Genomic DNA, 21,576 nt, shown 5'->3' on the forward strand with positions numbered 1-21,576 from the left:
ACTTGAATGCCTGAGCATCAAGACGCAGAAGAACCCATTCGCACTTTGCCGCAAGTTACTGATCAACGCCTCCCGCGCGGCTTATGATCAGTTACAGCTGCTTCTCGCAGCTACTGCGTAACATCAGATCGTAACCAAGCGCTGTTGGTCTTCAAATACATACAGGTCAAGCGTGGTCTGCCACTCCTTGCCGTGATAGCGAAAGCTGGTTTCGTTCAAACCCTTCAGCTGCGCCAGGCTGGGCAAACGCCAGTCACTCCGTCCACACCACTTTTCAGTGTTCGCTTTGGCAATGAAAGCGGGTAGTTGGTCTTGGCGCAGGTTCTCACGCAGGCTGAGCTGCTTACCGCCCAGCAAGGTAGTGTCTTCTTGAAAACTCAGGCGTAACCAAAACGCACCCTGGCCACTGCCTTCACGCATGTCCTGGATACAACGCCATTGTTGGGTGGCTGGCAGAACATTGTCTTGGGTGTCCTTGTTATCGAACAAGGTCTCAGCCGGCAGTACATCACCATTACCGGCAATCTTGCGGAAACGGTTGTTTCTGTAGGCGGCAAGCGGGTCTTCGGGCTGCGACGTCGTCACGCCGTTATTGCCCGGGTCGGGGTTCACCGGGTCAGGCTGACTGCCGCCGTTACTCCCCATCCCTAGCGTAATCAGCTGCTGCAACTTGGCTTGTAGACTTGTCGCATCAAGCAACCCTTGGCTGTCGATGTTTTGCAGTTGCTGGCGCAACGGCCCCTGCTGCAATTGCGCCCATAGACGTTGCGCCGGGGCAGCCTCCACCTTAATCGCCTTGGCTTGTTCGCCCAATAACCCAGCCAACAGCATGGCCTGGTTACGGGCTTTGGTGTGTTGGAGCGCAACAAAATCCGCCCCAATCAATTCAACCGGTAAACCCAAAGCAGTCGCAACCCTGGTAGTGGCTGCCGCCTTATCGAGCTTCTCAGCTTGCATGGTGGCATGCACCAAGGTGGTAAACGGTGAAATCACCGCATTGTCGATACTGTCAGCTCGGCTTAAGGCATAGGGCGTACCCACCTTACCCAGGGTTTTATCCACTGCGCCGCTCGGAATTTCCGCCACCAGTGGCGTATCTCGGGCGACATCGGCCACACCACGCACCGAAAAGCTGTAGCGTCCCGTCTTGTCGGTTATCGCTTGAGGTTCCTGCTTATCGCAGACGCCATTGCGGTTAAGGTCGAGGCATACGGTGGCACCTTCGATGTAGTCATCAATCACCATGCCGCTATAGGTTTGCTCGGCAGACGGTGCAGGGCTGGAAGTATTGCCCGGCAAGGGTACAGCGTCATTGTCGCCACCGCCCATACAGCCCCCTAACATCAGGCTGCTGCCTATCAGCGACGCCAACAAAGTTGGCTTGTTTTGCATGATTTTTCTGTTCATGTGGATAGGTCGCTGTCGGTTAACGGTCGGCAATCAGGCGCAGGCTCAGCGCTTCGCTACGGCTGGCGGGGAACGGGTTGGACAAGGTGTGATTGAATTGCACAGTCCAGATCTCCTTGTTGGGGCTCCATTCCTCGCGACAGCTGTTGTCGATATCCGACGCGAAATTGGGATGGCTGCTGCACTTGTACGTAGCGCTCCAGAAGCGTTCGCCATCGTGGTCCGATACATCCAGGTCGGCGAAGGTCTTGTAGTAGGCGGTGGTCAGGTAGGTGGTGTACATGTCGGTCTGGCCCGATGGCAGTACCTTGGCTTCCACGGTCAGCGTCAGCAACTCGGCCAAGGTTGGCAGACGCCAGTTGCTGCGGCCGCAAACCTTGCTTGCGTTGATCGCCTTGATCGCGCTGGTCACCGTACAACCGTCCTGCAACGAGCAATTGGCCTTGCCGCTGTCGTCCCAGGTAAACCGCTCATTGCGGTTCAGTACACTCTCGACATTGCCACGCTTACGCATCAGCCAGAAAGCGCGCTTGTTGTAGCGCAGGTCTTCCACACAGTCCCAATTGCCTTGATCGAAACGCTGACTGGACGCCACTTCGGCCACACCGTCGGCTTTCAGGCGGCGAAACGCGAGGCTGTCCTTCCGGGCCACTTCTTCCGGCTTTGGCACCGCACTGCCCGCTTGCACTACTGTCGGCACAACACCATCCGCCACCGAGATGAAACGGGCGCGCAACTTGTCGTTGGCCATGAAGGATTGGTACTCCAGGGCGTGGGCATCGCGCAAGTCGATGCCGCGCCAGTGGCGATAAGCATTGGCGGCGCTGGCGCTCCAGAAACGGCGTTCGCTGCCGAGGTCGTCGAACACATCCTGCCAGGCCGGCTTCATCATGCGCGTGCCATATTGCTGTACTGCCGTCATGGCGAGTTCGTTGTACGACGGCAAGCGCCAGTTGCTGAGGCCACAAGCTTTTTCGGCATTGAGGCGGGTAGCGAAGTTGCGTGCTTCGGCCATATTGAACAGTGCTTGCGAGTCGGTCGTCAGCCAAACAGTGCTTGGCCGGTCGGCATAGCGTTTGTCCTCAATGCACCGGTAGGCGACGTTGTCGGCCTTCACGGTGCTGTCGGCGGCTGCATCGTTTTGCAGGACATCGAGTACACCGTTGGCTGCCGTGGTGAATTGGGCACGCAACGTGTCGGCATCGCTTTCCAGTGCCGGCTTGTAAACCGGTGCATCTTCCCGCACAGGCAAGCCGCCACGAATCAAGCGGACGAATTGCATAGCACCCTTATAGGCATGGTCGCGGTAGCGATCGGCCGACAGGGTGAAATAGCCCCTGCCATAGGCTTGCATCATCGCGTTCTTGACGGGGAATACGCCTCGCTCGACGCCATCGTCAAAGCTGTTGGCCAGCTTGTCGTTGGAAGGCGCCGTAGTGCCCGACCAATAGTAGGCGTAGGTCTGCGCTTCAAACTCCGGTGTGTCGGTAGTGGTCCACACGGTGTCAGGGAAGATATCGGTATCGATTGCTGGCGTCTTGCTGCCTTCGTTGTACCGATCCTGGCGCAGCAGGCTGCGTAGCTCGTTGTAGGTAGGCAAACGCCAGTCGCTGTAGCCGCATAGCTTCTGGGTGTTGATCTTGCCAATCAACGTGTCGGTATCGCACTCGCCGTTCTTGTCGTTACAGGTCTGCTGTTCGCTTTCGGCAATCACATAGTTGCCGTTGCCCCAGCTGAAGCGATTTTTCATATACAGCGGGTGGTTGGCATCTTTGCTGCCCACACTCCACACCGCTTGGTTGGCCGCATCAAACACACAGGGCCAAGCTTGGCTTTCGAACTTTGCGCCCTGGTTGGCCAACGGTGCACCCGCAGCATCGAGCTTGACGAAATTTCCATCAGCCCCAGCCACAACACTCAGCACCACTTGGCCCTGCAACGTAGCGCTACCGTATTGCGGGTGGTTACGCACATCCACGCTGTAGCGCACAGCGGTTTCACCGCTAAAACCCGGCTGTGGATAGAAGTAGAGGACGTTATCGCGAATCTCGGCGCTGCCAACGGCTTTGCCACTTTGCATCACCTCCTGCAAACCCCGCGCGCCAGACGCCGCCGTGGGGGTTGCCAGTGCTACTTGATAGTTGGTCCACACCCCCCGGCCATCGTTATAGAGGGCGCTGCTGACAGGCATGCCGGCGGCAGTCAGCTGACGGCTGTCGGGCACCGTGGCTACTGTGGGGACTACAACACCCGTATTGGGCGTATTACCCGATACAGTGCTGCCACTCTCCGACTCGCCCCCCCTCCCCCACAACCACCCGATACCAACATGCCGACCAAGGCAGCGACAGACAGGCCGTTTTTATATGATTGCCCCATAGCGTTTAACTGAAAGTTCTCCGTGTTATGTAATGTCTTGCGCGGCACAAAGCTGGCTGCACATGGGTAGGCTTAAAGCGAAGACTTGAGCTGCAGATTGCGATCTATCGTTACGGCAAACGTGTTCTCGGGCAGCACCAACGTGGGCTCGATCAGCAGCGAAGTGCTATAGATGCCGCTGAGCAATGCGCTGGGCGATACCACGCTGGCGCTTAGTAAGGCGTTGCCTGCCGTTGTGTCTGCCGCTGGAATATGGGAAAGTATCCGGCCCGCCAATTCGCGTGATCGGGCATAGTGGGCCGACGTGGTCAGCGCCTGGTCTTGCAGGTCGAGTGCGAACATCATGTCGCTGGGTTGCTGCGGGTGCGATACCGCAGCAATAAAGCGCTCACCGCCAGGCTTGGTGCCTATCACCTGCAGATCACCACCAAAGTTGACCAAGGCCGAATCAACGCCAGCCTCTCGCAGCAGCTTGGCGGCGACATCGACAGCGTGTTCTTTGATGACCCCACCCAGATCAAGGCGGGTTTCACTGTGTGGCAGCACGAGCCAATCGCCCTCCAGCGACCAGCTCGCCAAACCCATGTAGGGAGCATAACGGCTGCGGATATCCGCCACTTCAGCCAGCGACAGGGCTTCACGCAGGTAGTCCGCAATCGTGCCGTGGCAAATATCAAACACCCCGCCTACACGCCCGGCATGCTCACGTACCAGCGCAAGCACCTGCGCGGTTTCAGCATCCAACCGGACTGCCGCTTCCCGCCGCTGGTTGATAGCGCGGGTCAGCCACGAATCAGCCGCGTAGTAGTTGTACTTTTGCGCCAACGCCAATACCTGCGCCGCCACCGCCTCACACAACATCTGCCAACCGGCTGCAGCCGGCGTGTAGATGCTGAGTTCGCACTGGGTAGTCATCGCGGTGAAGCGGTGAACGTAGGCTGGCATCAAAACTTCCAGATATAGCCGGCGGTAATCCAATCAGCCGCAAAACCATTGCTTTGCCAGTAATGGCTATAACCCACATTGATGCTGTGCTGTTTGAGAGGACGGAATTCGAGATTCAATTGGGCGGTTTGCACCGTGAACCGGCCCAGCCGCGCATCGTTGGACCCATACCCTGTCGTGGCAAACATATTCGGCTGGCCGTTATAGGCCCGGTAGAAGTTGGCCCTGTCCTGCCACTGCCAACGGTATACCGGGTTGACCCGCAACCAGGCTGTCGCATCCCAATACAGCTTGGACTCAACAGTGTGAGCATTGATACCCCAACTGTCGTGGTAGTAGCGATACCAAAGATTGCTGGTGAAGGTAGGCTGCCATGCCCGAATCCAGCGCAAAGTAAAGCCCGCGCTATTGCGGCGGTCTGGGCGGGAATCACCCACCAGCAACTTGCTGCCATCGTCCTGCAGCCGCACTATCTTCAAATAGTGGTTGGACAGATAACCGCTTTCGCGCCCACCAAACAAGGTTGCTTCCAGCGTGCTGGTGGCATCCAGCACTTCGGTGACGCCCAGCTGCACGTTATAGGCCCGGCTATCAGCATCGCGCGCATTGTTGGTAAAGGGGGTAGCGATGGCGGTATTGTCTTGCACACCAATACCGGCGTTGTACGAGCGATTGTGCAGCTCGTCATGCCAAAATATCACCGCGGCGGATATCTCAGCACTTTTGAAATCAAGCTCGTCGGAATACGCCCCACCGACGGTATATTCGTTGCGTGCTTTATCCCTCAGCGTCAGCGCGCCCGAGGCCGCGCGGCGAATTTCCTTGGCCAGGGTCTGCCGGCTTTCGACAAACTCGCCTACTTGGGTGGGGTGTGGCTTCCAGACTGGCGTCGCGCCTGAGATCGCGTCATAGCCATAATCAAGCTTGAGCGAATAGTCGGTGCCGAAATCCTTCTCTAAACCGAAGGTGATGTAATCAATATCCATGCGTTGGTCGTCTTCACGGTACCGCATGGTTTGCACAGACAGTTTGTCTTCGGCATTCACAGCGCCGGCGCTCAGCGCCATGCCACCGGCCAAAGCCAGCATCAGAGTAGGTTTATGCATGGGATTGAATCAGTTACACCCGCAGCCGCCGCCACCAATACCCGTGCCGCCTTTAACGGCTTCCTTGGAGGTGTAGACGTGCAGATCAAGCTTGGAAAGCGCTGCTACCGGGCCGGCCGGCTTCATGGTGTCTTGCGCGAGGGCGGCTTTCTGCCAAGGCATGACGGACTGGCAGGCTGATAGCCCCAATACCAGCAATACGGCTACGCCAGGTTTCATAAGGCCCCCAGCGCTTTGAGTTCGCGCTCGATCACCTTGTCGATATCCGCCACTGCGCCGATATGCATGCTTGCCACCTTGCCGTCCTTGATGACATACAACGCAGGGAAGCCCAGTGGACGGAACTTGGCGACCAACTCCTGCTTCGGGTCATTCACCACACGGAAATTCAGCGCATTCTTGGCGCGCAACTCATTTTGGAAGGCATCAGCTGCCGTGGCTGATTCATTCACATCCACCCCGACGACTTCGACCTTACTTGGGTCGGTACGGGTATTGAGGGTGGAAATCAGCGGGATCTCCTTACGGCAAGAACCACACCATTCAGCAAAGAAGTCGAGCACGACCACCTTGCCGCCATCAATATCAAGCTTGGCCAATGAGACCGCATCCACCGGGTCGCCAGCCTTGAATGCATAGGCGGGCAAACCCGCCAGTAGCGTGAGAGCGAATATGAGTGATTTCATGATTGCTGGGCTCTTTGCAGGTCAGAATTGAGGCTGAGGAAAGGAATAGGCCAGTGGCACCGTGCCGAACGTGTTGTCGAGCACCTTGTCTTTATCGCGAATCTGGCGGCTGCCATACATCAATCGTGTTGGCTGCAAGGCCACCATGTCGGCCTTGCCACGAGTAACCTGTTCTTTCAGCAACTGGCCACTGTTGAGTTCAAGCAGGCGAACGCGGTTATCGGCCAACGCCAGCGCCATGGTCTGGCCATCGCTGGCGATATCCAGCGCTCGAATCTCTGCCGACTGCGGCAGGACCTTGCTGGCCAGCGGCTTAGCAGGGTTATTCAGATTCAACACATGCACCGTGCTGCCACTGGCGATAACCAAGCGATTCGCACCTGCAAAGCGCATACCGCTGAGAGCGGACCACCCGCCGGTTATCTCCGCCACACGATTACCTGTGCTCAACTCGAACAAGGCCAAAGTACCTTCACGTCCCAGCGCGATATAACGGCCACCCGGCGATACCGCTATCTGCTGTGGCACCCAATCAACCTTGATGCGACGTTGCAGGCACATATCGCTGCCATCAAACAGATAAAGCTCCTGGTCTGGCTCGCTCAACGCCACGACATATTGACCAGCCTGATCGGCCGCAAGCAGGGTAAAGCCCGAATGCGTACAAGCTGGCAGGCTATAAAGGGGTTGGACCACATTGGCCTTGCCCTGATCAGAAATATCAACGCGGAAAACACCGGTGTTCTGCGGGAAATTTCCACAGCCGGATTGGCTAACGGCCTTGCCAGTCACCCCTGTGAATAAGACAAAGGCAGCCTTGCCGTCTGCACGCAAAGTAAGCTGCGTCAGTTTGTTCTTAGGCTTGGTATCCACCACCGGTGGCACCCCGCTGCCATTATCACCACCCCCTGTTGTGGGCGGTACGGTAGGCGGTACTGGGCGCGGTGGGCGTGTACCCCCACCTCCACCCCCACCGCCGCTTGCAGCAGACACAACATCTACCCGCATCGCACGGACAATGGGTTGAGCTTGAGGCACCGGGCTTACATTGGCATTCGGTAGACTGTCGCCCTCTGCCAGCGGGTTGTTCTCGAATTCAATTTCGCTGACACGGTTGTTTGGCCGCAATACGAACAAGCGGTTGCGCCCCGCATTCCCCAGCACCGTTACGTCCGTGGCCGCCACCATCACTTCGGCGGTGTCATCCTGAGTGCTTGCCAACCACGGCTGTTCCTGCAATGGAGCGGCAAGCGGAACAAGATGCGCCGTGGTGACCACTGGGCTGGCAACACGCTGTTCCAGCATCCGCTGGGAGATACCCCCCAGCACCAAGGCGCTGCTGCCATATTGCTGCTGGTAGCGCAGGTAGGTTTTGGTCAGCGAATCGGCTAGCGTGTCATCCAGCTTACCCAGCCGTTGCATCAATAGCATACGGGCGGACTGTGCGTCTTCAGCTTGACCACTTGCAACGGCGACAGCCAACAACGTCGACAAGCCGTTGACTTGGCTATCACCCAATTCCGACATCCATACTGCGCTGCGGCTGCCATCATGCTGTCCCAGTCGCTCCAACACCAAACGCTGTCCGGGTAATGGAGTAAGCGACGCCTCGCGCACGGCGACCCCAGCGGCTATATCGCGACTCAGCTCGCCATCGTCACAAGCCAAGTTCTGATTGGTATCGATACACAAGCGGTCTAGATATTGCTGCGAGACTGTGCCAGCAGTGGTGCCTACGCCACTACCGCTGTCATCACCGCCACACGCTGTCGCACCCAAAGCCACAACAACCGACACCACCAAAAGTTTTACGCGCATGGGAATAAATCTTTGAAATCAAAGAGAAGAAATGTTTAACCACAGGTCACAAATCAATACACACCCGATATCCAGCTGTGGTGAATATTTCGCGTAGCCGCCAAGCAATCGCACCGCTTACGGCACGGGCGAAGCGCCATCATTTGCTTTGGTTGCTAAACGGGAAAACCTGAAGAGCACGCCAAGCAAGGCACAGCGCACTGTAGTACATTTCTAAATGATAACTAGTTTTATTTACATTCAACAAGTAGAACTGGGAATGGATCAAATAGTTGACTCGCTAAGGAGACAATCACCACGTAATACCCGCTGGTTAAGTAACTGGGCGTGTCGTAAGTAGCACAGCAAATGTGAGTATCATACGAATTGGTGGTAGAGGCGCTACGTGAAACGCCGTTCTGGGATCGCTACTTCAGCATCGTCGAGATGCTGCCGGGCGTGGAAAATGCCTATGCCACCAACTATGCCGAAGCCGCCTTAGAACCTGTTTACGATCTTGCTGCGCAGCCGTGATCAGGGTTCATGTGCTGCTCGAAAGCCCCCGCAAGGAGGACGCCGAACTGCTACGGTGCTTCGCACCAAGAAGTTCGCAGCCTCATGTACAAAAGTACATTCCGGTTTCTGCGCTGCGCTTCACCCTGCTGACAGCTGCTCGCAATAGATCGTAAACAGATTCTTAAGCGCAGAAATGCCAAATTAAACACCCACAGAATGGCGCGTCTCAAACGCGCCATTTTAATGAATGCAATAAAGCAGACGACATACGCTATCTGTTGTATTCAACTGATCATTAAACCGGCACCAATGCAAATTGCGCATCCAGCCGAGCAATCCAGTCCGACTTCTTCGCTGCCGATGCAAAGCTCGCTTCCAGGCTATTACGCGCCAGCTTGTACCAGGTTTGCGCATCCCAGTTAAAAGCAGCTTGCACCGCACGGATATTATCGCCGAGGTAGCCACCAAAATAGGCTGGGTCGTCACTGTTCAATGTGACTTTCACCCCCGCTTCAATCAACTTGGGCAGCGTGTGTAATTCCATCTGCTCGAATACACACAGCCTGACATTCGACAATGGGCAAACAGTAAGTGGCATCTGCTCCTGTGCCAGCCTTTGCATCAGCGCAGGGTCCTCGCTGGCACGTACTCCATGGTCGATACGGCTGACTTTGAGCAAATCCAATGCTTCATATATATAAGCAGGCGGCCCTTCTTCTCCTGCATGTGCCACCACAGGTCTACCCAGTGCTCGGCATCGGGCAAACAGCCGCTCAAACTTGGCGGGTGGGTGTCCCTGCTCGCTTGAATCCAAGCCAAAACCGTGGATGCGGTCAATAAATGGTTCAACCTGCGCCAAAGTGGCAAAACCATCCTCCTCACTCAAATGGCGTAAAAAGCAGACGATCAGCTCACTGCTGATGCCAAATCGAGCCAACCCCTCTGCCGCGCCAGCTTCCAGGCCATTCAATACAGTTTCGAACGCAATGCCACGTGCGGTATGGGTTTGCGGGTCGAAGAAAATCTCGGTATGGACAATACCGTCAGCATGGGCGCGAACAAGATAAGCCAGCATCAAGTCGCGAAAGTCTGCCTCGGTCCGCAGCACATCGGCGCAAGCATAGTAAAGGTCGAGAAAGGACTGCAGATCACCAAAGTTGTAGGCTGCACGCAGTGCTTCGGTATCAGCATACGGAAACGCGATGCCATTACGCCGGGCCAAGGCAAATGCCAGCTCAGGCTCAAGCGAGCCTTCAATATGCATGTGTAATTCAGCCTTCGGGCAACTTAGTGCGAAATCAAGAACAGGGTTATTAGCGGCCATAAAGGAAAACACAAGTGAGTAGGTAGGGCACCATTGTAAGGGGACAAGCCGGCTGTTGTGACGCCTTGCCTAAATGAGCAACAAGATGGCCAGTATTTCATGCCGATAAGATCTCAGCGCTACTATTGATGCCACCCTGGGCAAGTACCCTTGCGTTAGTATCGCCGCATACAGACACTGAAAAACACGGGGTCAACACGTCGAGCAGACCAAAGGCCATGGGTCTGCCAACCAAGAAAATCGCTTCGATACCTATGAAGCAATGGAACGATTCTTCACAAAACTGTAGGCGGCTAGCACCAATGCAAACGGCCAGCGATAGCTGGCCGTTTTTCATATTTAAATCTAAAATAATCAATGTCTTAACACATATACGAAGTAGATTCCTTTCGTACCTTAACCCGGGTTTATTATCGCGTGGGTCTGCCTACGCACGCCATTCAAGCGCACAAAGGCTTGCCAGGCCATTTATTCGCAAGGTAAAACGCTAGCCGCATACGTATATTAGAAAAATCCACATTCAAGTGGCGGTATTCAACTAAATCAAAAAGAACACCAAAAGACAGCTTAGAACCAGTTCATATGCCTTACTGCGTGCCCACAAGTGGCGCGCATGCACAGCTCAAAAAATCCTCATGTCCAAAAAATACATTCCGATTTATGCGCTGCGCTTGGCCACACTCCGGGTCGTCAGCGACAGACTTTGAGCGGGTTCTTACAAGCTGCTGCACCCATTAACAATGGCGGTGCAAGGCTCATGCGCCTCGGCTCCCCCACCTAAGGACAGTTTCTAAAAAACCAACGCCGTTGCGCCTTGCACCCGCTATCTAAGAAGCGATCCCAATTTGTCATCAATACGACAAACCATCGTACTTCCTCAACATTTCAAGCCACCCAAGAGCGCTTAAAAAGCGCCATTTGTATCCGTACCGGGCAAAGCATAGCCAAACAGCAACCGCAAGCACGGCCAGCGCAATCACGAAGAGACCTCAATGCTGCATTACATCAAGACACAACGCCTATGCCTACAACGCTGGAACGACAAAAATCTCGATGCGTTTCACACCTTAACCAGCAACCCACTGGTCGTACGGTGGGTAGATGATGGGCGCACGCTAAACCGTAAAGAAACCGCAGACCGCATCAACCAAGTCAATGTTGATATCGACCGCTGGGGCTTTGGCATTCATGCGGTGGTAGAACGAAACAGCGACGCCATCATTGGGTGGGCTGGCTTGATTCACAGCCAACACGCACAAGCCCACGACGAGGCAGAGATCCTTTTCGTCTTTTCACCCTCAAGCTGGGGTAAAGGGTATGCCACAGAAATACTGAATGCCATGGTTGAATGGGCTTGGACCCATAGTTCACTCCAACGCATTGTCGCCACCGTCTACCCTCAAAACCTTGCTTCGCAGCAAGTCATGCACAAACATGGCTTCCAGCGCAGAGGCAACCTTATAGATGCCACCGGCCTGCAGGAAATCCACTTCGACCTGCACCGCCAGCCACGTCACTCACGTAAAACACATCACACCACTGCCAACACTCCCGCCACGTTCACAAGCTAATCAGCGCAGTCCGGCTGGCATTATCCAGGGGAGGATCCTCCCCTGGATATCAATAAGAAGTTGCTTATTCTCCTATCCATTGAGCGCAAGGTCAAAAAAAAGTTCCGATAATTTATTTTCGACCGTCATCCCACCTGTATTTTTCAACGCAATGCACGCAATGGGGGCGTATTCAACAGGCGATTCAGCAAGGGTGAAGCTGCCAATCGCGCGGCCATGGCGCCTAGGAGCACTCCCACGGGCAGTAGCCACCAACTGATAGAAGCAGGCATATCGAACAGCTGTATCGATGCCACGAGGCCAATAATCAGTGCAGCAATTGCCGCCAGAAACCCCGCCAATCCGCCGACCAGCAGCAGTTCAGCACTCGCTGCCTGTTTTACCATTTTCCTGCTCGCGCCCAGCGTCCGCAGTATCGCGGCTTCATGTTTGCGCTCATCGTGGGTAGCCAGCGTCGCGGCATATAGCACCGCGCCTCCAGCCAACAGGCTGAAAGCAAAAACCACTTCGATAGCAGCCAATACGCGGTCCAATACGCTGCGCACTTCTGCCAGGATCGCCGACACATCAATCACGGTCAGGTTTGTAAACTGGCGCGCCAACGCGGTGCTGAACCCTGATTTGTCAGCGGGCAGATGGAAGCTGCTGATGTAACTGGCTGGCTGGTTCTCCAGCATCACACGGCTGCCAACGACAAAGAAATTGACCCGAAACGAATCCCAATCGACCTTACGTATATTCACAACCGGTGCGATAAACAAAGTCCCTGCAATATCAAACGCCAGCGTTTCCCCCACCTTTACTTCCAGGCGTTTGGCCATCCCCTCCTCCAGCGACCAACCTGGCTGGCTGTCATCAAGCGGCTTACCAGCCGTGATTCGATTATCCGGACGCAGATCTTCGCCCCAGGACAGGTTGAACTCACGTTCGACCTGACGCCGTTGCTGTTCGTCCTTGTAGGTTTCAGGCCGAACCGGCTTACCCGCAATCGCATTCAAGCGGGCACGCACCATGGGTTCGAATGTCGGTGGCGACAACCCGGCCTCCCGAAAGCTGGTTGAAATCGCCGTACGTTGATCGGGTTGGATATTGATGGCGAATCGGTTTGGCGCATCCGGTGGAATAGATCGATCCCAGGCAGTCAAAAGATCATTCCGAACCACCGTCAACAACATCAGGGCCATCATTCCCAGCGACAACGCAACAATCTGCGCCACACTAAGCCCACGCCGGCGCGCTACATTCGCCAATCCAAAACGCCAACCGACATTGGCAGGTAAAGGCAACCTGGGTGACAACCAAACCAAGCCCCACGCTGCCATAGCGGCCAACCCTACTGTGCCAGCAAACCCTCCCAACGCAACGCCAGCCAACATTGCATCACCCGCCTGCCAGGCAATCAGGCCCGCCAGACTGGCGACGCCCAACAGCATGACAAATGGCGCATTACCCGGGGGGGTAGCATCACGTCGCAACACTCTAAGGGGCGATACGCCACGCAAACGCAAAAGCGGCGGCAGGCAGAAGCCCAGCAGCAATGTCAGGCCGACACCCCCGCCGGCCAAAGCTGGCAGCGGACCAGCCGCAGGCAGCTTGGCGCCAAACAAACCCGCCAGTGTCGCCGCCAACGCAAACTGGACCAACCAGCCAAATAGAATCCCCACCACCACCGAGCCCAACGCCAACAAGGCATACTGCCGCATGAACAGGCCGATGATGTCGCGCTGACTCCGCCCCAAGGTGCGTAACAACGCAACGGCATCCAGATGGCGCTCGACATAGCGCCGGGCAGCCAACGCAATAGCGGCAGCAGCCATGAATACGCTGACCAAAGCGGACAAGCGCAGAAAACGTTCGGACCGATTCAACGAAGCATTGATCTCTGGCCGAGCCTCGCGCACGTTTTCCAGTCGCTGGCCGCGCTTGATTTGCGGCACAAGCCAGTCACGCATCAGCGAAACTGCCTCCGGCGCGCCTGCCAATAACAAGCGATAACGCACCCGACTACCCGGTTGAATCAGGCCCGTCGCCGGCAGGTCTGCCTCATTGAACATCAATCGGGGAATAAAGTTATACAGGTCCATCGCGCCATCAGGCTCTCGCGCCAAGACAGCAGTAAGTTGCAGGGTTTTGCTGCCCAGCATCAACTGGTCGCCCTGCTTCAGACCCAATGCATCAAAGAGTCTTCGATCAGCCCACGCCGTGCCGGGCTTGGGTGGATCATTCACCACGACTTCATGTTCCCCACGCCAAACACGAAGGTCACCACGCAAAGGATAAGTACTGGATACAGCCTTGGCTGTGATCAACTGTGCCCCGATGTGCGTTTGGGCCATGCTCGGAAAGGTAGCGGTTGCGGCCCGTTGCAAGCCGCGGCGATCAGCTTCCTTCCGCAAGGCATCCGCAATAGGCTGGTCGCCATTGAGCACCAAGTCAGCCGCTAATAGCTGGTTTGCCTCGGTTTGCAAGGCTTGGCGTACTCGATCAGTAAAAAAACCGACGCTACTCATCGCGGCAATCGCCACTACCAGCGCCACGGCCATCACCGTCAGTTCACCCGCAGCCAAGTCACGTTTAAACCAGCGCCAAGCCAGCCCCCAACCGCTCATGGCAACAGCTCCCGCTCGATAACCTTACCGCCAGCCAGCCGCAAGCGGCTCCCGCAACGCGCTGCCAATCTTTCATCGTGGGTTACCAGCACCAGCGTTGTACCCACTTCCACATTCAAGCTAAACAACAGGTCGATGATTCTTTCACCCGTCTGGGTATCCAGATTGCCCGTTGGCTCATCTGCAAACAACAGTTTGGGACGGGTGACAAAAGCCCTTGCCAACGCCACGCGCTGCTGCTCGCCGCCTGACAACTCCTTGGGCCGATGATGAATGCGTTCCCCCAACCCCACTCTTTCGAGCAAAGCGGCCGCCTCTCGTTGGGCATCCTTGCGGCCATTCAATTCCAGCGGCAATGCCACATTGTCGAGCGCCGACAATGATGGCAACAGTTGAAAACTCTGGAATACAAAACCGACATGCGCCGCACGTAGTCGGGCGCGGCCATCTTCATCCAATGTATTCAAAGACTGCCCAAGCAAACTAACCTGCCCCTGTGATGGCGTATCCAGACCAGCAAGCAACCCCAGCAAGGTGGATTTACCCGAACCCGAAGCACCCACTATCGCAAGGCTGCTACCGGCAACTAAACTGAAATTGACTTGTTCAAGAATCGTCAAGGTTTCGTGACCAAAGCCCACTTGCTTGCCTAGCCCTTGTGCCAGCAGAATCGGTAACTGATCAGTACTAGAACCTTCTATAAGGAAATCCGGCGTGGCTCGCATCGTTTTATTCTTGAGTGTAGTGGTTGGATTGTTCAGCCCGGCTGCCCTGGCAGCTGAAAGCAAAACATTATTAGTATTTGGCGACAGCCTATCGGCCGGCTATGGCATGACACTGCGCCAAGCATGGCCCAACTTGTTGCAAAACAGGCTGGGCAACAACTGGCGCGTCGTCAATGCCAGCCAGTCAGGTGAAACCACGGCGGGCGGCCTGACCCGGCTGGGCGCCACGCTCAAGCAACATAAGCCCACCATAGTACTGCTGGAACTCGGCGCGAACGATGGCTTGCGTGGCCTACCGGTCGATGCCGCACGTAAAAACCTCGCCGCCATGATCGAGCAAAGCCAAGCAATCGGCGCCCGTGTTGCACTCATCGGCGTCCAGCTACCCCCCAACTTTGGGGGCCCTTACACCACAAAGTTCGCAGCCATGTATGGCGAATTGGCACGCCAATACAAACTGCCGCCGCCCCCCTTCCTGCTGGAAGGCATCGCCGACAAGCCAGCCCTTTTTCAAGCAGATCAGCTCCATCCCATACCCGCTGCGCAACCTCAATTACTTGATAACATCTGGCCGGCGCTTCAACAGCTACAAGTACCCAGCTGACGCTACAACGACGCTACTCACAACAAATTACCCACTTTCTGTATAAGCGTCCTGACCCTGATTTGGCCTAGTTACGGCCAAAAGGTCGCAAGACACGCCCATACAAGATGCGGCCAATAGTGACGGATAACGTCAATTTAAGCGCAAGTAGGGTTTCAATACTTTCTGCCCAAGATTCAGTCCCTTTTGGGTAGGTATTCCCTAACTCACCCTCTATATTCAACCATTTAGAAATTACTAACTTTTTGTTTTTAATAAATATTTATTAAATACGCTTATCAATGCAATACGTTTCATTGATGACATACGCATTGCAAGATGACAAAGGTATTTGTTATTCTCGCGGCCTTTCGAAAACGCCACGACAATAGCAATCAACCCTTTGGATTTATAATGTATTCCTTGCTTCAAGCGCGTAATCCCCTGCTGATATGTCTGCTATTGAGCTTAACCGCCTGCGGTGGCGGCGGTGGCGGAAATGATAGTTCGACGTCGACCACTCCTCCCACGACGACCAACCCAACACCTACCACACCGACGCCCACCACCCCGATACCGACTACCCCCGCCCCCCCAGCATCAATCCTTACCATTCATTCCATCAAACCACTTGATGTCGAGGTAGGCGGTAAGCTAACCATCGAAGGTGTGGAGATGCAGACTGTCAATCACATCTTGGTGGGTGGCGCTGAAGTCAAATTTTCCTTGGTTTCCAACACACAGCTTACAGTCGAGATACCGGCGGGAGCCAAGTCAGGGCCTGTACAACTACATGCTACTGGCGCTGTAATTCAGTCGGATCAAACGGTTACCATTCTAGGTGCACCTATCGTTACCAAAATCGACCCGCTAACGGCGAAAGTTGGCCACATTGTCACTATCTCTGGTAGCAATCTTGATACGGTTAAAGATGTGCTATTGAATGGCCAAGCGGTAACGGTGCTGAAGAAAAATGCCGACAGCCTTGTTTTCCAGATTACGGACAAAGACCGGTCTGGTACTTTGAGTTTGAGCTATGGCACCAATTCAATATTCACCATTGCCACCCCCTTGACGGTTGACATAGCCCCTACAGTAACAAGTTTCAATCCTACCGCTGGTTTTGTAGGTAGTATCGTTGATATCGAGGGCAACAACCTTGACGAGATCGCTGAAGTCGCTTTCAGTCCCGTTGGTAGCGCTACGACAGTAAAGCCAACAGCCATCAGCGCTACACGCTTGACAGTCACCGTACCGGTTGGTGCAACTACAGGCGTCGTTGAGCTAACTCATGCTAATGGCCAGAAGCACAAAACCTCCGTCAACTTCACCATTGCGCCGGAAGTCGTCGTCAAAGATATTCAACCCCGGTCGGGTAAAGCCGGCGACCTGATTACTGTTACGGGCAGTAATTTGAAAGAAGTCACCGGCGTCACCGTCAACAAAGTCCCGGTGACCATACTACTGCAAGACAACGATTCAATTCGTTTCGTCCTGCCCGTGGGGGGAGGAGAAGTTGTACTACACAGCAAATACCAGCCCAATGTAAAGGTCGGCGTCCTCACCGACACCACCGTGCCAACACCAGGCAAACCTACTGTTTCCATTACCCGCGTAGAAGTGGCGCAAACTTATTTGCAAGCCCCAGGTGATAGATACCAGCGCCTGGTACCAGGCAAAGCTGCATTGCTTCGTGTTTATGTCGCCGGCAAAGAGGGTATGGCGAGTCCGGCAGTACAAGTCATCGCCAGTGCGGGAAGTACTGTATTGGGTACAGTGCAACTGACAGGACCAACCAAACTCTCTGCTGTACCGCAGGCCAGCGCATTGGACCAGACGTTCAATGTCAAGCTACCTGCTAGCTGGATACGTGAAAATCTGAACCTGCAAGTTGAGGTCGACCCAACAAAGCAAACAACCAACGGGGCTAGCCTAAACACACGCCCAGTCGTAGGTAAGCCAACCAACCTACGGTTGTTGTTGGTCCCCTTTACTATTAGAGAAGGCAACCAAACCGCACAAATGCATGATTTGGCCGCTGTACGTACATTGCTTGGTAAGCAGCTGCCCATTGCAGAAACCAATATTTTTGTGGAACAGCGTGCTCCTTACTTCCTAACGACAGTTGACTATGTTAGGAACGACAAAATAATCGAAGATGGCAAAGAGGTATTAAGCTCCAAAAAGTGGGGCGACGCGTTAGCGGAACTTAACCAGCTACGTAACACAGAAGCCAATCAAAAACACTATTATGGTTTGGTTCCTGATCCCAACTTCAATGGCGGAACGGCGGGTTTGGGTTACGTACCCCAAGGCAATGGCGACGGTAGCGGACGTTCATCAATTGGCCTAGATGCTCGCAAAGATCCTGATCTATCCACGATGGTTCATGAGCTTGGCCACAATTTCGGTCGCCCACATGCCCCATGTGGTGGCGCAGGTGACCCAGATCGTAACTTTCCCTATTCCGACGGTAGCCTGGGGACCACCGCAATTTACGACAACGTAGCTGACAGCATCATTCCTCCTACGGATAAAAAAGATGTCATGAGCTACTGTAGCGGCAATTGGTTCTCCGACTATTCCTACTCAAAAATCCAAGAGCGTCTAGAAAGTTGGCAGTATCCTGTTACTGCACCTGTGCGAGGTTTTTCGAACCCGGTAGAACTGCTGGAAATTTCTGGGCAGATCGACGCCAATGGCGCAACGCTACAGCCCGTTGGTGGCAGTACCGGCTCACCAGAGCAGTACACAGGCAGCTATCAGCTCAAGGTGTACCTAAAAGATGGCAGTCAGCTGCTGACCAACTTCAATCCAATTGAGGTGGCAGATGCCGGTGACTCGCTATCGCACTTCAACTTGAAACTCGCCAAGCCGGCTTCTGATGTGGTGAGCATCGAAGTATTGAAGGCAGGAAAGGTACTGACACCAACCAAGCCTCGCACTGCCGCACAAGTTGTGGGAAATAAAGTTGGGTTGAAGCTGACCTGGCATGAAAACGGCGGCAAGCTGCAACTTAAATGGGATGACAGCCGCTTCCGTTATCTGACCCTCGTTCACCAGGGCAGTGAAAAGACCTTGTTGGGCATTCAGCTTCAGGGCGGGCAAGCCGACGTTGATGTCAGCCGTTTGAGCAGCGGTGGCGAATGGCTCATCACCCTAAGCGATGGCCTTAATCCACGCCAGATTAAAGCAAAGCGCTAAAACAGCCGTTTCAGTTTTACGCGTTGCCGCAAATTAAAAAAGGGGCAGTCCATTGGGCTGTCCTTTTTTGTATTGCGCACTTTCTCAATGGAAGCATCACCTCAAGCCAATACATGGAATGCAGGATGGGCTCGATATAATCCCCCATCCTCCCATCCTTGCTGTCGTATGCCCCAACCCTCCGGTACCACCAGCGTTGCCTATGTACTGACCCTGCTAGAAGTAGCAAGCCGGTTGGGCGTAGATCGATCAACACTATTGCAAACGGCTGGAGACCTAAGGGAAACAGATTTGGCTGACCCACTGACCAGACTACCCATACCAGCACTCATCCAATTATTTGACGCCGCAGCAAAGCTGACCGGCAAACCGCATATCGGCTTGGCGTTTGGCCAAGCAGTCAGGCCGGCCAGCTATAGCGGCCTGGGTTACGCCACCATGACCTGCGCCACGCTACGTGACGCCATAGATTTGATTCCACGTTTTGGGCGTTTGGTATTTGATACCGGGACTGGTGAAACAGTCATAGAAAAAAGTGGCAACGAAACACGGCTTGGGGAGGCAGCATTACCAGCCAGCGTGCCCAGCTGCATTGGCTTGGACGATGCCGTATTAGCAGGCTGGGTCAGCTTCGGGCGTTGGATATGCGGCAGTGACGCCGCACCCCTGCGGGTAGAGTTCCGGCACCGTCAACCTGTCGACACCACCCCTTACACTGAATTATTTGGCTGCCCGGTTGTGTTCAACATGCCGGCCAACAGCGTGATTTTTTCTTCTGCCCTGCTTGATCTGCGGGTGCGCGATGCCGATCCTCATTTGCATCTCGCCATGCTTAAGGAGGCGGAAGCCCAGCTCGACCGGGCATTCGCCGGTTTATCGTTGCAACAACGCGTGCGCATGCTGCTTAGCGAACTCCTGCCCCTGAGAGAGGCCCAGCTGTCGTCCGTGGCAATGCGACTTAATATCTCGGCACGTACCTTGCAACGTAGGCTCTCAGAAGAAGGTTGTAGCTTTACGTACCTGATGGAGGGTCTACGGCGTGATTTGGCTGAAAGATATCTACGCGAGCCCAATCTGAACTTGGTTGATGTCGCCTTACTGCTGGGCTTTGCCGAACAAAGCTCCTTTAGCCATGCTTTCCGTGACTGGTACGGTTGCTCACCACAAGAATATCACCTACGCCAAACGCCATTCAGCTGAAGTCCAAATCCAAAGCCTGACGCAACAGAACAAGCAACTTGGCGCGCTGCAACAAGCTATCCGATTGTCAGCCGAGTACCATGGAGCCATTACTCTATGTTCTTGTTCGCACCATGCTGAATCCCATCGTTTACGCCGCTCCCATATTTATTATCCTGATTCTGCTTGAGCTATGGGTCGGCTGGCGGCGGCATGCCAATACCTATACACAAACCGATACCGTTTCCAGCATTGGCCTGGGCGTAATGAGCCAGGTGGTGGAGCTTTTCACCAAGGTAGTCAGCATCGGTATCTATAGCCTGGCCTTTCACCACCTCGCATTGTTCGACCTGCCCAGCAATGCCTGGTGGGTATGGGCATTTGCACTGCTGCTTTACGATTTCTGCTATTACTGGCTGCATCGCATGGGGCATGAAGTGAATATCCTGTGGGCAGCCCATGTCGTGCATCACAGCAGCGAGGAATACAACCTCACTACCGCTCTGCGTCAGACCAGCACCGGTTTTCTGCTCAGCTGGCTGTTCTACCTACCCATGGCGATCATCGGTGTTCCGCCGCTGGTATTCGTAATCGTCGGGTTGACCAATCTGCTTTACCAATACTGGATTCACACGCAACATATCGGCAGCCTGGGCTGGTTCGACCGATGGTTTGCCTCGCCGGCAAACCACCGCGTTCACCATGGCCAGAACGACTACTGCCTCGATCGCAACTATGGCGGCATGCTGATGCTGTGGGACCATCTGTTCGGCAGCTTTGTAAACGAACGGCCTAATGAAGAAATTATCTACGGCATTCGTGGCCAGTTGAAGAGTTGGAACCCACTTCGCGCCAACTTGCATGTGTATACCGACTTATGGCGCGATTGCCGATTGGCAGATAATTGGAAAGACCGGCTCAAAGTCTGGTTGATGCACCCGGGCTGGCGGCCTGCTGCTGCCATCGCCAAAGCGCCCAAGTCTGCCTATGACATCACCCAATTCCATAAATACGATCCACCCATACCCCGTTGGCTTGCCTCCTATGGCTTGGCACAATTTTCAGTACTGTTTCTACTGGGGGTGCATTTTCTGGCGATTCAACCAAGCTTGAGCAGTGTCGATATTGCGTTGTATGCCGTATTTGTCGTGGGATCGCTCTGGCTACTTGGCGGCATGCTTGAAGGATGGCGCCCCTTTATCTGGATGGAGTACGCTCGATTAACGTTGGTAGCCATGGGTACGCTGGCAACAGGGCAATGGATAGGCAGCCCCCCGCTTTCACTATTCTGGCTGGGCGCGGTCCTCACCCTATGCATTGTCAGTGCCATTGTCTTGGTAATGATTACACGCCCCGCCGAAGCCCGCTCAGCACAAACAGCTTGAACGGCATCACCATTTAACATCATCTTCTACCGCCTAATCGGCATAGGGGCGGCTAGATTACCTGGCTGACCCCTGCCACACCACCCGGCATGCGGGTCCGCACCGGGCGGTTCGAGAAGTTGAGGTTAGGCGAGTCTTGGAACTCCCAGGCGATCGAAAT

16 protein-coding genes are annotated in these 21,576 nt (G+C 54.8%); 6 read left to right on the top strand and 10 right to left on the bottom strand.

What is annotated here, in order from left to right; genetic code table 11:
• Positions 1–123 precede the first annotated feature (123 nt).
• The 7 genes from CSQ89_RS14015 to CSQ89_RS14045 all read right to left on the bottom strand — a co-directional run bounded on the left by CSQ89_RS14015 (position 124) and on the right by CSQ89_RS14045 (position 8,341).
• Positions 124–1,392, bottom strand: a complete 1,269-nt coding sequence (locus CSQ89_RS14015; protein WP_099406762.1) for a hypothetical protein — start codon at positions 1,390–1,392, stop codon at positions 124–126.
• Positions 1,393–1,426: 34 nt separating this feature from the next.
• Positions 1,427–3,721, bottom strand: a complete 2,295-nt coding sequence (locus CSQ89_RS14020; RefSeq protein ID WP_143747076.1) for a DUF1566 domain-containing protein — start codon at positions 3,719–3,721, stop codon at positions 1,427–1,429.
• Between the two features lie 137 nt (positions 3,722–3,858).
• Positions 3,859–4,731, bottom strand: coding sequence for an FAD:protein FMN transferase (locus tag CSQ89_RS14025; protein WP_099406764.1), 873 nt, complete (start codon positions 4,729–4,731; stop codon positions 3,859–3,861).
• On the bottom strand, positions 4,731–5,837 hold the full coding sequence (locus tag CSQ89_RS14030) for a DUF3570 domain-containing protein (RefSeq protein WP_099406765.1): 1,107 nt from the start codon (positions 5,835–5,837) through the stop codon (positions 4,731–4,733). The genes CSQ89_RS14025 and CSQ89_RS14030 overlap by 1 nt, the downstream gene beginning before the upstream one ends.
• A gap of 9 nt (positions 5,838–5,846) precedes the next feature.
• Positions 5,847–6,056 carry a DUF4266 domain-containing protein gene (locus CSQ89_RS14035; protein ID WP_099406766.1) on the bottom strand — a complete coding sequence of 70 codons (210 nt, stop codon included), beginning with the start codon at positions 6,054–6,056 and terminating at the stop codon, positions 5,847–5,849.
• Positions 6,053–6,523, bottom strand: a complete 471-nt coding sequence (locus tag CSQ89_RS14040; protein ID WP_099406767.1) for a TlpA family protein disulfide reductase — start codon at positions 6,521–6,523, stop codon at positions 6,053–6,055. The genes CSQ89_RS14035 and CSQ89_RS14040 overlap by 4 nt, the downstream gene beginning before the upstream one ends.
• 21 nt (positions 6,524–6,544) lie before the next feature.
• The gene (locus CSQ89_RS14045; RefSeq protein WP_099406768.1) at positions 6,545–8,341 is read right to left on the bottom strand and encodes a hypothetical protein; all 1,797 of its coding nucleotides are present in this window, start codon (positions 8,339–8,341) and stop codon (positions 6,545–6,547) included.
• Between the two features lie 369 nt (positions 8,342–8,710).
• Between CSQ89_RS14045 and CSQ89_RS14050 the strand changes: the two genes are divergently transcribed.
• Positions 8,711–8,854: a darcynin family protein gene (locus tag CSQ89_RS14050; RefSeq protein ID WP_222103452.1), complete on the top strand. Its 144-nt coding sequence runs from the start codon at positions 8,711–8,713 to the stop codon at positions 8,852–8,854.
• Between the two features lie 277 nt (positions 8,855–9,131).
• Here CSQ89_RS14050 and CSQ89_RS14055 read toward each other — a convergent pair whose 3' ends face one another.
• Entirely contained in the window at positions 9,132–10,160 is a 1,029-nt protein-coding gene (locus CSQ89_RS14055; protein WP_099406769.1) for an adenosine deaminase, read from the bottom strand.
• Positions 10,161–11,152: 992 nt separating this feature from the next.
• Between CSQ89_RS14055 and CSQ89_RS14065 the strand changes: the two genes are divergently transcribed.
• Complete coding sequence (locus CSQ89_RS14065) at positions 11,153–11,731, top strand: GNAT family N-acetyltransferase (protein ID WP_099406771.1); 579 nt, start codon at positions 11,153–11,155, stop codon at positions 11,729–11,731.
• A gap of 143 nt (positions 11,732–11,874) precedes the next feature.
• Here CSQ89_RS14065 and CSQ89_RS14070 read toward each other — a convergent pair whose 3' ends face one another.
• Positions 11,875–14,340, bottom strand: coding sequence for an ABC transporter permease (locus CSQ89_RS14070; protein WP_099406772.1), 2,466 nt, complete (start codon positions 14,338–14,340; stop codon positions 11,875–11,877).
• Entirely contained in the window at positions 14,337–15,065 is a 729-nt protein-coding gene (locus CSQ89_RS14075; RefSeq protein WP_099406773.1) for an ABC transporter ATP-binding protein, read from the bottom strand. Before CSQ89_RS14075 ends, CSQ89_RS14070 begins: the two co-directional genes overlap by 4 nt.
• Between CSQ89_RS14075 and CSQ89_RS14080 the strand changes: the two genes are divergently transcribed.
• The 4 genes from CSQ89_RS14080 to CSQ89_RS14095 all read left to right on the top strand — a co-directional run bounded on the left by CSQ89_RS14080 (position 15,055) and on the right by CSQ89_RS14095 (position 21,416).
• Positions 15,055–15,669 (top strand): arylesterase, encoded by a 615-nt coding sequence (locus CSQ89_RS14080; protein WP_233203168.1) that lies wholly within the window; start codon positions 15,055–15,057, stop codon positions 15,667–15,669. The two genes, CSQ89_RS14075 and CSQ89_RS14080, sit on opposite strands and share 11 nt — an antisense overlap.
• Before the next feature lie 393 nt (positions 15,670–16,062).
• A complete protein-coding gene (locus tag CSQ89_RS14085; RefSeq protein ID WP_099406774.1) occupies positions 16,063–18,852 on the top strand; it encodes an IPT/TIG domain-containing protein in 2,790 nt (929 codons plus the stop codon).
• Between the two features lie 168 nt (positions 18,853–19,020).
• Positions 19,021–20,052 carry an AraC family transcriptional regulator gene (locus tag CSQ89_RS14090; RefSeq protein WP_158228997.1) on the top strand — a complete coding sequence of 344 codons (1,032 nt, stop codon included), beginning with the start codon at positions 19,021–19,023 and terminating at the stop codon, positions 20,050–20,052.
• Positions 20,053–20,132: 80 nt separating this feature from the next.
• Positions 20,133–21,416, top strand: coding sequence for a sterol desaturase family protein (locus CSQ89_RS14095; RefSeq protein WP_199065534.1), 1,284 nt, complete (start codon positions 20,133–20,135; stop codon positions 21,414–21,416).
• The last annotated feature ends 160 nt before the right edge of the window (positions 21,417–21,576 follow it).

The organism is Chitinimonas sp. BJB300, assembly GCF_002735695.1.
GTDB lineage: Bacteria > Pseudomonadota > Gammaproteobacteria > Burkholderiales > Chitinimonadaceae > Chitinimonas.